The sequence below is a fragment of the Candidatus Scalindua japonica genome (assembly GCF_002443295.1).
Lineage (GTDB): Bacteria > Planctomycetota > Brocadiia > Brocadiales > Scalinduaceae > Scalindua > Scalindua japonica.
This window is the reverse complement of sequence record NZ_BAOS01000005.1, coordinates 14,153-29,950: the sequence shown is the minus strand read 5'-3', so window position 1 is coordinate 29,950 and position 15,798 is coordinate 14,153. Positions and strand designations below refer to the sequence as shown.

Below are 15,798 nucleotides of genomic sequence, written 5' to 3'. Positions count from 1 at the left end.
AACCCCCTTTATCCCCCTTTTTTAAGGGGGAATTAAAATAAGCCCACTTTTATACCGCGAACGGCATCAATTATTATCCTGATTACTTAATGCCATTTAGTCAGTGTAAATTTGTAAAATTAGTGTTTGGATTTTAAAAAATAAAAAAATGTTCCTTCCCATCGTAACCATTGTAGGAAGACCTAATGTAGGTAAGTCTTCTCTGTTAAATTGTCTGGCAAATAAACGTGTTTCAATTGTTGATCCAACAAGCGGTGTTACCAGAGATAGAGTGTCCATAGATATCGAACATGAAGAGACTCTATTTGAGTTGATTGATACAGGCGGTATAGGGATAACAGACATTGAGGATATAGCCCACGAAGTTGACGTTCAAATAGAAATTGCAATTCAAAAGGCAAGCCTGATCCTCTTCGTTGTAGATGTTCGAGACGGCATCACACCGCTGGATCTGAAAGTTGCGGACAGACTGCGGAAGATTAAAAAACCACTCCTTCTCATAGCTAATAAATGTGACGCAGAGAAATTTGATCTTCAGGCAACAGAGTTTTTCAAACTGGGGTTGGGAGATCCTATCCCGGTTTCCGCGTTACAAAGATTCGGCAGATCAGACCTTTTAGATAAAATTGTATCCATGCTTCCTGAGGCTGACTCAAAGCCAGTTAATGTGGAGCCGTTAATGAAGATTGCGATAGTGGGGAAAAGAAATGCGGGAAAGTCTACATTGATAAATACACTTGCTCAAGAGGAGAGGGTTATTGTAAGTGAGATTCCCGGTACAACAAGAGATTCTGTTGATGTAAAATTCGAAATAGATGGAAAAGAATTTATTGCCATTGATACTGCAGGGATGAGAAAAAAGAAACATATTCAGGATTCTATTGAATTTTATGGTATGACAAGGGTGGAGAGATCTATTCGACGTGCGGATGTTGTGATCCTTTTGATTGACGCACCCAGAGATATCTCTCAGGTAGATAAGAAAATAAGTGACTACATCAAGACCCAATATAAACCCTGTTTACTGGTTGTAAGTAAATGGGATCTTGCGGAAGATGTGGAAGTAGAAGAATTTATTAAATATGTTCATGCACGTTTACCAGGTATGGGCTTCGCGCCTCTCTCATTCATAAGCTCATTCAGTGGAGATAACATCATTGAGACGATAGAACTGGCACAGGAAATGTTTCAGCAGGCAAATACACGAGTATCAACAGCAGAGCTTAACACGGTCCTTGAACGCGCATTTACACGCCACCGACCTACAAAAAGGAAAACCAAAGTATCAAAAGTCTATTATGCCACACAGGTGTCTGTCTGCCCTCCGACATTTGTATTGTTTGTCAATGACAAGAGGTTATTCAACTCAGATTACGAAAGATATCTTTCAAATCAGTTGCGGGCGAAACTCCCTTTCAGTGAAATCCCACTGAAATTTTATTTCAGACCGAAAAGTAAGTACAATACGGAAGCTGAAGAGACCAGATATTTCAGCAACAAAAAACCTCAAACCTATAGATGATTAATGATAGTAATAACCTTTTAACACTAAAGGACGATTCAAGTGTGGTAAGTGCGTTTGAGTATAACACGAACAACCTATTGACACAGACTACCACGTATAGAGAAGGCGAACCTGACGCATTATTAACAAAGACAGAGACTGAGTACGACGACCAGGGATGTGTAACCAAAACCATTCAAGCTGTAGATGTTGGAACGGCTGAAGAAGATACGATCATCTCTGAAACTACATATGATCCAAATGGCAATGTAATCAAGCAGACTACACCAGCTGGGATAGTAGAAATCAATTATGACGCGAATGGTAGAATGACCTCAAATAGTGATATTTTAGAAAATTGGACACACTATGGATATGACGATGTAGATAACAGACTGATCTCCTTAAACTATCCTGGTATAGGCAAGATTGAATACGAGTGCGATGCCCTTGGAAGAAGGACTGCTTTGACTACCACTACCGGGTCACTTGGGAGTGAAAGGACAAAACGTGTAAATTATAGTGTCAATGGCCATTTTGAAGTGACCCCCTTGCGGACAATAAAATGACCACTCATAGTGATAAAAACTACAATTTATTCTGCTTTTTTTAGTCTATAACTATCACCTCCCATCATTAAAATGTGTGAATGATGTATGACCCTGTCAACAATACGGACTGCAACATTTTCATTAGCAAAGAAGTCTTCCCAACTGGTAAACTCCTTTTTTGTAGTAATGATAATTGATCTATACTCGTACAAGGCATTAATCAACTGAAACAGGTTAAAGACGCTCTGTTTGTTTAGTGGCAAATAAACCAACTCGTCAATGGTTACGATGTCGTATTTCAAGATCGCATTAATCTTCTTTTTTAACTCTCCTTTACTTTCTCCAATTTCAACCGACTCAAGTAACTCCAGGGTTTAGGGTCAAACCTAATCTATTGATAAACTTGATCTGACGTGTTAGTTTGTTGGGTCGTCAGGGTCATTACCAATAGAATTTCCTGGTGCATGGTACCATTTCAACGGTTGTGGTAGAGCAGAGAATGATCTTGCTAATTGGCACTTTCAAACAATCCAATTAGAAAATGAGGTTTGGGCCCAAGTACTCCAAAATAATTACTGCCATCATGCACGTGAGCTTGTGTTTAATTCTCCCCTTAATTCTATGCTTTTTTGATATAGCAGTTCACGATCTAAATCTAGACCATTATTCCATTCAATAGAATCTAAATTTTTTTCTTCAGGTATAAATTCTTTCTACTTTGTTACGTCAGTTTGTAGTCTCCACCCTTTCTCCCTGTCAACCTTGACAGGAGTTCTCTTCTTAATCCCCAGGCAGTCACATCTGGCCCTGCTCCGGGTGACTCTATAATAGATTGTTTATCACCGCAAAAAATATCTGTCTCGACGATGACTTTATTTGCCGAACCCTTCAGGCTGCCAAGAGGGGAGTCTGGAGGGACTTCTCTCAGACCTACTTTAAAAACTGAATTTCCATTTTCATGCAATTCAAAACAGGCAATGTATCTTAAGGTTTTTCCGTTTCTTTTCGCAGAATCAAATTTGTTTTTCATATCCTGATCAGCTCCTTTTACTGATTCCATAAAATCGTCTACATCATCGATATTAAGGAATGATTCATCTATGAAACCCTCCAGCTCAATATCTGTCATTGAAACATTATGCCCAAATGTTCTTGCACAGATTATCAGTTTCCTGGCAACATCAATTCCATTCAGGTCATCTTTTGGGTGAGGTTCGGTATAACCCATTATTTTCGCATCATTCAGTATTTCTGAGAAACTTCTTCCGCCTTTTTCCAGTTCTGCACACAGGTATCCAAGGGTACCGGAAAAACATGCTTCTATTTTCTTTACTATCTCTGAGGTATCGTAATAGTCCAGTAGGTTGGAGACCGCATTCGCGCCCGCCATTACAGTGCACAGAAACCCATATCTTTCTCTAAATCTGGTAAGTGTTCCGAAAACGTCGGTTGAGTATATGGAGAGCGGATTTTTGTTTGCGGTAATTATAGTCTCTTCTGAATCATTGATTACTTTAAGATGAAAATCCCTCAAATCGTCCTTACCGGCAGTAATATCAACAAAAACAATTTCACCGGCCATTCCTTCATCTTGAATAAATTTTAATAAATCGCATAAATTGTCATACTGGTGATATTCATCTAAATCCCGCATAAATGTATTAAATGTCTCTTTTGAATCCCTCCATTTATAAATGTTTTCAGGATTCTTCTGGATATTAAGACCGTGGCGATTAAACCAGAAACCCTTGCTGTCTGTCAGGCCTATTATATTTGTGGGATTAAGGTGCTTTTTTGAGAAAACAGTATCATGTCGCATTACCTGGGACATAAATTCCCGGCCAACATTGCCACTTCCTCCTAAAACTACAACATTTTGATAAGTCATATTTTGATTACTCCATTTTTTATAAAAGTATGTTTTCTCTTTTTATGTCTCGGTACCGGATAGTGGATAGTCCATAAGACCGCTTAATGCCAATGTGCCTCCTGAATGAATCAGGAGTATATTACCATCAATTGGAACATCCTGAATAATCTGTTTTGCCGTAATAAAAAGTTTAGCTGAATAAACCGGGTCTGTGAGAATACCATCATTTCTGGCAATACTCTTTATTTCCCTGAAAATAGTCCTCTCGGTGCTTCCAAAAGACTTGGCAATAGCAGGATAATAGAGCTTATAGTCAGGCTGCGATTCAATTAAACCCTGAAGAAACTCCTCAGTATATTGAATAATCTGGCTTAGTCCGCATTCAAAAGTTTCAAACGAACCTGCCAGGACGACTATGTGAAATTGTGTTTTCTTATTAATTGCCGCAGCTCCCGCTAGAAGGGATTGCGCTACCATACCGGTACTGGAGTCAATAAAAATATGATCAAAAGTGGTACCGGATTCAGATTCATTTCGAAGAATATCTAATAAGATGCTTAATGAGCCCGGCAGGGCCAGACGATGGTGTCCGCCTTCCGGAATCACAAATACCTTTATACCCTGTTCATTTTCCTTCTCTACATATTTGTTTACATGGGATTCAATCTCAGTCCATTGTTCACGTGGAATCCAATGTATTTCATCATCGTCAACAAATAGAGAGAGCAGCTTTAAATTGCCCTGTTTTTTTGCCGGTGGTCCCAGCAAAAAAGGAGTTATCTTAATATTATTTTCTGTCAGCGTCTGAGCGGCAGAAAGAACATTGTTAGAATTTGCTCCGCCAATTACGACGACTTCTTCAATTCCTTTCAGCTTTAATGCGGGGATTATTGACGCGTGCTTACGCAACCTGGTCCCAGACACACCAAAACTGAGTTCATCGTCACGCTTAATCCATATATCCGAACGGTTAAACCATCGCAATCTATGGATGCGGCTCCGGAGGTTAAAAGATTCAGCCGATATTAATCGGCAGGCGCTTTCTACTTTTCGGTATAGTTCGTCTTCGTTAATCATCTTTTTCTCCTTTTACACATTAAACCTGATTTCTATAATATCATTAGGTTGGACTTTATAGTCACGATCAACCAATTTAGCTACCCCTTTTGATTTGCAGTCATTAAAATTATGACAATTCATATAGTCCTCAAAACTTACAACATCGCCTTTTATAAATCCGCGTGCAAGGTCTGAATGTATTTTTTCGGCACAGGCAATAATCTCTGAATTTTTTTGTACGAGCCAGGCATGCGACTCCTTTGGACCTGAAGTATAAAAGAACATCTGATTTGCTTTTTCGAGTGCCAGGAAAATAATAGTATTGATATCCTCACTCCCTTCAATCTGTACTACAGGTTTAAAGCTTACCGGAGCTATGGCTGTCAATAACTCAATCTCCTGATCATTGAAATCGACATCACAAAGTGGTTTTTCCAGCTCCAACAGTTCCATACATTTTGTCATTAAGTTTTTTTCTTCACCATCTTCCAGCTTTGACATTCGGGTCTCAAGCTTATCCATATCAAGAATCAATAGATCAATAATATTACTTTTCGGAACAACGATTGCTTCAGAATGTACAAATTCGTCTTTTATAAATTCAGCAAAAAACGGAGAAACTTTTTTTGCATTGTCTTTTGCTTCCAATGCAATAAGCTTTTCATCCTTATATTTAGTTTTTCCTTCCGGTAAATCAATTCCCGTAAATCCTATTTTCACCTACTATCTCCTTCAATGAAAGAATGCCGTAGTTAAGTTAATTGTACTCTAGTACCATATAAACTGCGGGGCTTGTTTGCTCATATGCTACATCTTCTCATTTCTTATTGAAAAAAACAATAATTCCTTTTTAAATTTCACGTATTATCAAATATTTAGAGAAATTGTCAATTTTTTATTGTTATATTAAGGAGGATGGCTGTGTTGTATTCAAGGCAAACTATAATAAAAGTTTACCCATTGAATGAGTGCCTCTATTTTTGGTGTTGATGTATCTGTTGTGTTAGAAAGTGTAGTTTGTAATGAATCCAGAAGTGTACTCACATTGTTCATTTCTTCTTTATTCTTTGAGATCTGATACTTATCTCTGGATAACATATCTGCAAGTTTTTTGGGTGTTTTATCGTGTGTATTTAGTGTTTGGAGAAACAGGCAGTAGCTATTCATCACACTCTTGTTCCAGTTGTCCATAAGGCTTTCTGCTTGTTTTTCCGTTTCTACGAAAATGTCTTCGTCAGTAGCACCGGGAGGCTTTATATATATTCCATCACAGTTGTGTTGAGACAATTTTACAGCATCTGTAAATACACCTTTTCTGGTATACATGATGGCAGTGACGGATGGATAGTCTTGCCTGACCCGCAGGAGGTTATTGATTCCAAACTGGCATCCCTGGTCAAGGCTGGCACACTGTTCAGAGAAGAGATTCCTCCATTCATTCAATATTGAAAACAGGCGTTTAAGATACTCATTTGCATGCAGTTTTTTATCGTGATCAAACTTCTCAAGGCCATCATAGGCAACGCCCACGCCTGGTATTTTCTTTATTCGTTCTTCCAGCAACTCTTTCCTGGGAATACAGCCACTATTTTGTAAATTTTCAGGGCCATAAAGATCGAGAATAAATAGAGATGGATACAGTTCCAGTTCCTTCAGTTGTCTGTGGCACTCATCGTATGTGGAGGCATATATAAACTGTATTCCCCGGAAACGAACTTCAATAACATCCTTGAAAAGATTAAGTTCGAATGGTGAATCATCTATGAAGCAATAAACTGGTTTTCTCATAATTATTGATTTATTTTTTCATACTCCACAAAAAGAACTGATTCTTCTTTTTTCATTCTTTCGCTAAGGGCTGATAAAATAATTTGAAATGATTCTACGTACTTTGAGTCTATTACACCATTAGAATATCTTTCAAAGAATTTCATCGTAGATTCTGTAATACTCTCCATTTCACTTGAAAATGATTTTAATACACTTTCAAGATGCTTATTATTTTCAGCTTCCTTTCTCAGGACAGGATAGAGATTTTCATCTTCATTGTGAAGATGTACAAGTAAATCCGCTTTTGTAGAAAATAGTCTATTCTGTCCCTCTTCCGTAATAATACTAAGGTTATCAGCTTCGTTGAGTTCGGCAAAAATATCCGAATGCTCTTTAGTAAGCTGATCAATCAGTATTGACATGTTTACTCCTTTCAATAATGGTTTGATGGGTATAAGATGTCTGAAATATAGTATCAAATTTATAAGAAAATTGTAAGATGATATTTTTATGAAGACATTTTTAATTTTTGCTTTTATGTAACGAGGTTTGTTAGAATAGCTGACATGAATAAAACAAAAGTTCTTACTGAGATCTACGAAAGTCTGTTGAAATCATTTGGCAAACAATATTGGTGGCCTGGGGACACTGATTTTGAGGTTGTTATCGGAGCTATACTTACTCAAAATACAAACTGGACCAATGTTGAAAAGGCTATTAAGAACCTGAAGGCAGCGAAAATATTCACGCCAAAGAAATTGTACGAAATTAACATAGACAGACTTGCTGAACTGATAAAACCTTCAGGTTATTTCAATGTAAAAGCAAAAAGACTTAAATACTTTATAGAGTGGCTTTTCAGTAATTATAATGGTCGTTTGTCGAAGCTTTTTAAACTGGATTATCCCCTGTTACGCGAGCAATTACTTTCCGTTAATGGGATCGGGAGAGAGACTGCAGACTCCATAATTTTGTATGCAGCCGAGAAGCCTGCTTTTGTTGTTGATGCGTATACGAAACGTGTCCTTATCAGGCATGGTTTGATAACGGAAGATTATGAATATGATGCAATAAAGGCTGTTTTTGAAAATAATCTTCCGAAAGAGGTCTCTCTTTACAATGAGTATCATGCTCTTATCGTAATGGTGGGTAAACACTATTGTAAACCTAAAATGCAGTGTGAAGAGTGTCCTCTGGTAAATGTTCATCGTAAAGGCGCCTATAACCCAAAGGCAGATAAAATTAGAAAGAATAGAAAATGAAATGCTGAAGGTTTGACTTATATGGATATAATTATAGATGGGTATAATGTAATCTTTAAGATTTCTGAATTGGGATACACTACTGAAAAGTGTGATATTGAGGTCCTGCGAAACAGATTACTCACATTGCTTGAACAGTATAAAGAAAAAAGGAAACACAAATTAATAGTTGTTTTTGATGGTCAGGGTAACGGTAACTCCTCCGGAATGAGAGCAGCCGGTATAGACGTCGTTTTTTCAAGGCAGGGCCTTGATGCAGATGAAGAGATTAAGAGGATGGTGAGTGCCAGTGTAAATCCCAGGCACATTACGGTAATTACTTCAGACAGGGATATAGAACAGTATGTAAAGAAATATGGATCTAAGGTAGTTGGACCATTAGCATTTTATCGAGATATTAAAAAGAAGGTTGCGCATTTGCAGGTAGCAGGGCAGGAAGAAAGAAGGTTTAAAAAGAATGAAGATGATGAGCCAATCAGTAAATACCTGGGGCCTTCCAGGAGTGAGGCACAATACTGGCTTAGAATATTCTCTGAAGAAACGGGGAAGAGGACTGATGATTGAAAAACTATTCCTGGATTTTATTACTAAATTGGAACTTGAAAAGGGTTTCTCCGAGCATACGCTGAGAGCGTATCACAAAGACTTGCTACAATTTAACAATTTCCTGAAGTCTGAAAAACGTACTGGTTTAGAGAGCATAAATCACCTTCTATTAAGAAAATTTCTTGCTGTATTGAGAGCAAAGAATTATTCAAAAACTACCATTGCTCGTAAGCTGGCATCAATAAGATCTTTTTTCAAATTTCTCATTCAGGAAGGTGTGCTTGTTTCAAATCCTTTTGAGATGTTGCGGACACCCAAGCAGGACAAGAAACTACCTCATTTTTTAAGTATAAACGATGTGAACCTCTTATTGAAGACACCTGACTGTTCTACTGTGATGGGATTAAGAGATATGGCGATCCTGGAAACTCTTTACAGCACGGGAATCAGAGTAAGTGAACTGGTGAGTTTGGATGAAAAAGATATTGATTTCTTCGGTGGGATGGTAAAGGTACAGGGGAAAGGTAAGAAGGAGAGACTGGTACCGATCGGGAGTCACGCAATAAATGCCATAAATAAATATGTAGAATCCAGATCAATAGGGATAAAATATGGAGAAAAAGAAGTAAGCACGAGTGGGCCTCTTTTTTTAAACAAATTTGGAGGTCGCCTGACGGCGAGAAGTGTCGCGCGGTCTCTTGATAAATATTTGAAGATGTCCGGGCTTAATATGCTTACATCACCACACACCTTCCGGCACAGTTTTGCAACTCACCTTTTGGATGAAGGGGCCGATCTGCGATCAGTCCAGGAGATGCTTGGGCACACCAATCTTTCAACTACTCAGATATATACACATATTACGACAGAACGATTAAAAAACGTTTACGATAAAGCCCATCCACGAAAATAATTTTCCTGTCATTTGTAAGATATCAATATGTCAGAATATAGAGCAGACGCATAAACTTACAAAGATGTTGATAGTAAAAGAGTTATAAAAAGAGTTAGAGGCAATATTTTGTAAAAGGAGAGACAAGAATAATGTGCCAACGAGCCAGTAAGCCGTATTTTAAAGGGTTTTGTGAAATAATTTACAAAATCCAATAGTAGAATTACAAAATACGGTGCCCAACTTGTATAATAGAAGTCACACAATAACACAAACTACTATACAAGAAAGGACACGCTAGAATGCTACCAATATCACAAATTCAAATCAACCAAAAATCGCTACTAATTCACACTGTTCACGAAGATGACAAAGTACTGCTTAATACACCAGATGCGGAATGGTTTCGGGCTTTATATTATTTTCCCTGGGAGAAACACCGTAATTTCGGTGCTGAGTACTACGATGCACTTTATGAATTTAATAAACGAGAAGAGAGAAAGAGGCTGAAAAATCAACCCCAAAAGCAAGTAGTATTATCTCAGAGCAAAGAAGATGCAAGACAGGAGCTTTTGTTTAATAGAGCAACAATGCAAGTTGACAAGGAGAAGAGAGGTGATGTGCTTTATGAAGTAGCGGCTGAATCAAAGCAGCGGATGGTAAGTCCCCTGAGTATATCTCCCGGGGTAGTGCCATTTCGATTGGGAGGTAAGAGGCCAAAATGTTTTTTTGCGTTGTTAAAAAGTTTTTTGGGTACAGCTCTAATGGGATTTCCGTGCGAGCCGGAAAAAGTGTCCATGTTATTAAAGAGTAATCCGAGTTTTGTGCGAGTATGTGGATTTGCACCGAAGGGGGAAAGGGATGAGTATTGTAGCAGGCATATACCAAGTGAGCGTAAACTGCAGCAATTTGACCAGATCATGAGTGAGTGGGGGCTATGGGATAAGATGAAGATTGCGCTGGTAACTGAGAACATAGAGACAGGTGCGATTAAAATAGAAAAGGAAGTAGTAGGAGATACAACTCACTATTATGCATATTCAGGGTTTGAGACAGTAAAGTATAAGGACGAAGATGGTAAGGAGGAGCAGAAGAAGTCGCAATCAAAGCTGACTAAGAGGTGTCGCTGTCAGGACAGAGACAAGTGTGAACATGACTGGGTATTGGCAGATGAAGGAGCGGGGACAATCGTGAAATCCATAACAAAGATGTATTGGGGGCACAAAGCAAGTATTGTAGGTTTTCCACGTCAAGGCGTGCCTCTGGATGCAAGAGCAGTGTTGGATGGACCGACACATGATGGAGAGACATATTTTCCACATGTAGAAAAGGTATTTGATACATATCCGGTGATTGAAGAATCGGTTAAAAGAGCGTTGTATGATAGCGCGTGTGATAGCAGAGATTTGAAAGATAAGTTTATGGACAAACTCGGCTTAGAATTAAAGGCATCTTTAAATCCAAGGCGCAAGAATGGAATAACAGATGGTTTGCCGCGTGGCATGGAGAAGATAACGCCGTATGGTGTGGTAATATGCAATGGTGGCCATGAGATGGATTACAAAGGAATGCGTTATGAAAAAGAAAAATTCATTTACCATGCGCCAACGGATACAGATGGTGAACCGGTGTGTTCAACATGCTTGCATCAGGTAGAGTGTTGTCCCAATTCGTTAACTGGCAGGATGATTAATATATCATTTGGGTTATTACCCCACATAGACACGGAAGATCCTCCAATGGCAAAGAGATTCAAGGCAATAATGACACGTCGTCCTTCAGTTGAGCGGATGATAAAGCGCTTGAAGTGTGATATTGGTGATGATCGTTTAAGCAAGAGAGGGAATCTTGCGTTTCAGGCATACCTGGACAAGACGATGATTGCTTTTCATCTGTTGTTACAGAATTAAATTGGTGATTTTTAAAGTAAAAAACAAAAAACCGTAGGAGAGGTGTTTTCAAATTTGCAAATTATCTCCATTGTTGGTGCTGTGCAGTTTTATACTGTCTTCTTTTAACGTAATTTTTGAGTACGATTGAAAAAAATTTTTGCATCAAGCGCTTTTCGTGCGAGTTTATGCTTACGCTCTATAATAAAAACAATAATTCAAGAAACAATAATTCAGAACTCAATTATGGTAGAAGACAATTCATGTTCAGCGACATACCTGGTATTACGTTCGCTGGATATACTGTTAAAACCGGAATGGCAGCAGCGGTGATGGGGCTTATTCTTAATGGTACAGGATTGAACACATCTGGTTCTGAAATCGTACACTATCCGGGGTACTATGGACAGCAGAAGAGATTAAAAATAAATGGTGAATGGCAGGTAAGATTAGAGCTGGAAAAATCACGATTAGCTGAAGGAAAGGTACGTCCTGATAACATATATATAGATGCAAAAAAAGAGTATAAACTGATAGGCAGCTTAAAAAGATACGACTGGGAGCCTACAAATGAGATATTCTTCAAAACATATAAAAAAGTGATTAACAGGTTGTGTGAAGCTCACAGATGTTATGAAATACTAACTGAATTTAACAAGAAAAACAGTCATATAACATATGAGATCTGGTATCATCCATATTATGTTGATTTAACATATTTTATGTGTGGTAAGGCTGTTCATCAAATTCATGTTGCCCGTACCTTTAAAGAGACAAGCGAGAAGTCATTAATTGGCACTATGTATCATGAATTGATTGCACATGGAAGCCAGGTGATGGAATTAACGAATAACGGCAAAAGATCGGGTGTAGGAAGAACCAGGATAATGAAACAGTGGGAGAGGGAATTGGAAGGTCATTTAGTTAAATGGTATGCTGAAAATGAGATGTATGGTATTAAAGAGATAAAAAATGTTCATAGGGAGATGAAAAAATGGCTCAGTGTTTTTCCTGAGTGGAATTACTTCAGGATCAAGGAAATTGAGAGGCTGGAGGTTAAAGATGTGATCATGCACTTACTTACTCATTATCAGAAAAAGTACAGAAATGAAGATTGGGTAAAAACTACATACTTACATAAACTTGTTAGTTGAAATTCACTTCATTTTAATTATTACTATCTTAATGCTTAATAATTCAGTTCCTTCTTTAAGTTTGCTTTCGGTGCGTAATATATTGGCAACACGTCTTTTCCATCTCCAATAACTGTTGTTGAAGTTGTTCCACCAAAAATACTTCCAATAATAGCGCCCGGGATAGCACCAATTCCAAAAAAGAGAGCACCAATTCCGGCGCCAATTCCAGCACCTGTTACAACCCTGCTTCCAATTTTACCGGTAGTTTTGAGATTTTTTACTGTAATTATCTGGTCCAGGTCTCTAAAAAATATTGTTACCGTTGGAAGACCATCAACGGGATCAATCTTAATTTTTTCATGGTCCATAGCTACTATTTCAGCTACTATTTCATTGCCATTAATAAAAATAAGTTTATAGAGCCTCTTTTTACCCAGTTCTACATTTATTGTCCTGCTCTTTGTACAATCAATTGTTCGTTGAAAGTAGTTTCCACTTTCGGGAATAACTTCGATTTGATCTCCATTTTTACATAACAGATAAATTTGTTTATATCCATATTCATCAGTTGTGCCCAATCCAGATCGACTATCTTGAAAGTCTACTTTAAATAGTTCGCTTTGAATTCCATTTCCTTTATCATCCGACACATAAATATCTCTAATCTGGTGAGAAATATTCATCTGTCCAGGGACAGGTTTAATTTGTAATAAAAAGAGGACAAAAAACAAAAAACGATTTTTACAGGCATTTGGGACTCTCATCCGATTTATTAATAGTAGAAAACTGTTATTTATCTGACCACGAGGTTTACAAGCTTCTTTGGAATTACAATAGTTTTAATTATCCTCTTTCCATTCAAATTTTCATGTATCTTTTTGTTTTCCATTACGAGTAATTTTAAGTCATCCTCATTTATTTCTGACGGTACAACCAGTTTGCTTCTTACTTTACCATTTATCTGGATCACCATTTCCACCTCATCGGCTGCAATTGCGCTCTCATCATACGTCGGCCAGGGTTCGGAGAATATACTTGGATTTTTTTCGAGTATCTCCCATAGTTCTTCGCATATATGGGGTACGAATGGAGCCAGAATCTTAACCGTTGTCTCAAGAGAAAGTCTCAGGACATTCAAAGCATTGATATTAACCTCATCATTAAAATCCTTGCCTCTTAACTCAGCGCTGAAATCTACTACTATATTCAGCATTTCCATTATTGAGGCGATTGCTGTGTTAAAACTCCAGGATTTTTCTATATCCTCAGTAACTTTTTTTATTGTTATATTTATCTGTCTGTAAAGTTCTTTTGTCTCTTTTGAAAATAAGTTGCGTTTGATCTCTGATGTAGGAATAGTATTAAAGTGTTCTTCAAATGACGTAATAGTGTTCCATAGCCTGTTCAGGAAACGGTATGAACCGATCACGCCCCTGTCATTCCATTCAGCGTCTCGCTGTGGCGGGGCAATAAATAGGGTATAGAGGCGCTGCGTATCCGTTCCATATTTATCGGTGAACAGATCAGGATTAACAACGTTCCCTTTTGACTTAGACATCTTGGCCCCGTCTTTTATGATCATACCTTGTGTGAAAAGGTTTTTAAAGGGCTCATTGAAGTTTATAAGTTTGAGATCAAAAAATACCTTTGTTATAAACCGTGAATAGAGGAGGTGTAAGATCGCATGTTCAATGCCTCCAATATATTGGTCAACCGGCAGCCATTTATTAGCAGTTGTCGTGTCAAACGCCTGGTTATTGTCTTTAGATGAAATATACCGGAGAAAATACCAGCTCGAATCAACGAAGGTGTCCATCGTATCCGTCTCCCGTCTTGCACCGCCTCCGCATTTTGGGCAGGTCACCTTTACAAATTCGTCTACATCATCAAGCGGGCTACGTCCATGCGGCTTAAATTCTACATGGTCCGGTAGAAGTACCGGGAGGTTTTCCTCTGCTACGGGTACTGTTCCACAGCTATCACAATAAATAATAGGTATAGGGGCGCCCCAGTATCTTTGTCTTGATATTAACCAGTCTCTCAGTCTGAAATTTATATTTTTCTCTCCAATATCTTTTTCTTCAAAGAAATCTAAAATCTTTGGGATAGCTTCTCTGTTCGGTATGCCGTTAAACTGATCGGAGTTAACCTGTACTCCATCTTCAACATATGCTTCCTGCATCTCATCCGGATTTAGAATAGTATCATCGCCTGCAGGTTGAATGACGAGTTTTATGGGCAGATTGTATTTCTTTGCAAATTCAAAATCCCTCTGATCATGAGCAGGTACGGCCATAACAGCTCCGGTACCGTACCCCATCAGTGCGTAATTTGAAATCCATAAAGGCACTCTTTCATTGTTTACAGGGTTGATGACATATCTGCCTGTAAAGATACCCTCCTTTTCAGTGCTTTCAGAAGTTCTTTCAATGGTGCTTTGCCCTCTTACTCTCTCAATGAATGCTGATACAGGTTTTTCGTACTCAGTACCATCAATCAATTCGCTTATAATGGGGTGCTCAGGGGCTAATGACATAAATGTGACGCCAAATATAGTATCAGGCCTTGTGGTGAAGCATGGGACAGCCTTGTCAGACCCGTCTAATGCAAAGTTGATCTTTGCGCCTTCGCTCCTGCCAATCCAGTTTGCCTGCATGGTCCTTACTCGTTCCGGCCATCCGTCGAGTGTATCAAGATCATCAAGCAACCTTTGTGCATAGTCACTGATTTTAAAAAACCACTGTTCAAGATCCCTCTGTTTGACCTTTGTATCACATCTTTCGCAAAGGTCGTCAACTACCTGTTCGTTTGCCAGGACTGTCGCGCAGGAAGGGCACCAGTTTACAGCAGCTTTCTTTTTATATGCCAGATTTTGTTCAAATAGTTTAAGGAAAATCCATTGTGTCCATTTGTAATAGTCAGGTTCACAGGATGCGACTTCTCTATCCCAATCGTAGCCTACACCCCATTTTTCGAGCTGTATTTTCATTTTTTTGATATTGTTCTTTGTATGTATGGAGGGATGGATGCTGTTCGCAATTGCCGCATTCTCAGCCGGCAGGCCAAAGGCGTCCCATCCAATAGGAGAGAGTACTCTGTACCCTTTCATAATTTTGTAGCGGGAGACAACATCTCCTATAATATAGTTTCTGCCGTGTCCTACGTGAAGTGTACCGGAGGGATATGGAAACATGACGAGGCAGTAAAACTTATTTTTGTCGCATTCCTCATCTACACGAAAAAGACCACTCCCTTCCCAGAAATCCTGCCATTTTTTCTCTATTTCGCTAAATTTGTATTCTCTATTGTTCATGATTAG

At 38.4% G+C, this 15,798-nt stretch carries 14 protein-coding genes and 1 pseudogene; 7 read left to right on the top strand and 8 right to left on the bottom strand.

The window, feature by feature from the left end:
• Window positions 1-148 precede the first annotated feature (148 nt).
• Both der and SCALIN_RS04565 read left to right on the top strand, forming a co-directional pair.
• On the top strand, window positions 149-1,522 hold the full coding sequence (gene der / locus SCALIN_RS04570; protein ID WP_096893086.1) for a ribosome biogenesis GTPase Der: 1,374 nt from the start codon (window positions 149-151) through the stop codon (window positions 1,520-1,522).
• Entirely contained in the window at window positions 1,519-2,073 is a 555-nt protein-coding gene (locus SCALIN_RS04565; RefSeq protein WP_096893084.1) for a hypothetical protein, read from the top strand. Before der ends, SCALIN_RS04565 begins: the two co-directional genes overlap by 4 nt.
• A gap of 26 nt (window positions 2,074-2,099) precedes the next feature.
• On the opposite strand, the pseudogene SCALIN_RS04560 reads toward SCALIN_RS04565, so the two are convergent.
• The 6 genes and pseudogenes from SCALIN_RS04560 to SCALIN_RS04535 all read right to left on the bottom strand — a co-directional run.
• Window positions 2,100-2,426, bottom strand: a pseudogene (locus SCALIN_RS04560) (ATP-binding protein); the annotation flags it as partial.
• 350 nt (window positions 2,427-2,776) lie between these two features.
• The gene (locus SCALIN_RS04555) at window positions 2,777-3,943 is read right to left on the bottom strand and encodes a homoserine dehydrogenase family protein (protein WP_096893081.1); all 1,167 of its coding nucleotides are present in this window, start codon (window positions 3,941-3,943) and stop codon (window positions 2,777-2,779) included.
• 42 nt (window positions 3,944-3,985) lie between these two features.
• Window positions 3,986-5,002, bottom strand: coding sequence for a pyridoxal-phosphate dependent enzyme (locus SCALIN_RS04550; RefSeq protein ID WP_096893080.1), 1,017 nt, complete (start codon window positions 5,000-5,002; stop codon window positions 3,986-3,988).
• Between the two features lie 12 nt (window positions 5,003-5,014).
• Window positions 5,015-5,704, bottom strand: a complete 690-nt coding sequence (locus tag SCALIN_RS04545) for a DUF933 domain-containing protein (protein ID WP_096893078.1) — start codon at window positions 5,702-5,704, stop codon at window positions 5,015-5,017.
• A 210-nt stretch (window positions 5,705-5,914) separates the two neighbouring features.
• Entirely contained in the window at window positions 5,915-6,772 is an 858-nt protein-coding gene (locus SCALIN_RS04540) for a hypothetical protein (RefSeq protein ID WP_096893076.1), read from the bottom strand.
• Window positions 6,773-6,774: 2 nt separating this feature from the next.
• A complete protein-coding gene (locus SCALIN_RS04535) occupies window positions 6,775-7,176 on the bottom strand; it encodes a hemerythrin domain-containing protein (protein WP_096893075.1) in 402 nt (133 codons plus the stop codon).
• Window positions 7,177-7,320: 144 nt separating this feature from the next.
• Here SCALIN_RS04535 and SCALIN_RS04530 point away from each other — a divergent pair, with 144 nt between their 5' ends.
• The 5 genes from SCALIN_RS04530 (at window position 7,321) to SCALIN_RS04510 (ending at window position 12,497) form a co-directional block, all read left to right on the top strand.
• Window positions 7,321-8,016 (top strand): endonuclease III domain-containing protein, encoded by a 696-nt coding sequence (locus SCALIN_RS04530; RefSeq protein WP_096893074.1) that lies wholly within the window; start codon window positions 7,321-7,323, stop codon window positions 8,014-8,016.
• A gap of 21 nt (window positions 8,017-8,037) precedes the next feature.
• A complete protein-coding gene (locus SCALIN_RS04525; RefSeq protein ID WP_096893073.1) occupies window positions 8,038-8,580 on the top strand; it encodes an NYN domain-containing protein in 543 nt (180 codons plus the stop codon).
• Window positions 8,573-9,475: a tyrosine recombinase XerC gene (xerC, locus tag SCALIN_RS04520; RefSeq protein WP_096893072.1), complete on the top strand. Its 903-nt coding sequence runs from the start codon at window positions 8,573-8,575 to the stop codon at window positions 9,473-9,475. The genes SCALIN_RS04525 and xerC overlap by 8 nt, the downstream gene beginning before the upstream one ends.
• A gap of 281 nt (window positions 9,476-9,756) precedes the next feature.
• The gene (locus tag SCALIN_RS04515) at window positions 9,757-11,364 is read left to right on the top strand and encodes a hypothetical protein (RefSeq protein ID WP_096893016.1); all 1,608 of its coding nucleotides are present in this window, start codon (window positions 9,757-9,759) and stop codon (window positions 11,362-11,364) included.
• 242 nt (window positions 11,365-11,606) lie between these two features.
• On the top strand, window positions 11,607-12,497 hold the full coding sequence (locus tag SCALIN_RS04510; protein WP_133111664.1) for a hypothetical protein: 891 nt from the start codon (window positions 11,607-11,609) through the stop codon (window positions 12,495-12,497).
• A 35-nt stretch (window positions 12,498-12,532) separates the two neighbouring features.
• On the opposite strand, the gene SCALIN_RS04505 is transcribed toward SCALIN_RS04510, so the two are convergent.
• Together SCALIN_RS04505 and leuS are read right to left on the bottom strand one after the other, a co-directional pair.
• On the bottom strand, window positions 12,533-13,129 hold the full coding sequence (locus SCALIN_RS04505) for a DUF6861 domain-containing protein (RefSeq protein WP_133111662.1): 597 nt from the start codon (window positions 13,127-13,129) through the stop codon (window positions 12,533-12,535).
• A 143-nt stretch (window positions 13,130-13,272) separates the two neighbouring features.
• On the bottom strand, window positions 13,273-15,792 hold the full coding sequence (gene leuS / locus SCALIN_RS04500; RefSeq protein WP_096893069.1) for a leucine--tRNA ligase: 2,520 nt from the start codon (window positions 15,790-15,792) through the stop codon (window positions 13,273-13,275).
• Window positions 15,793-15,798: the final 6 nt, after the last annotated feature.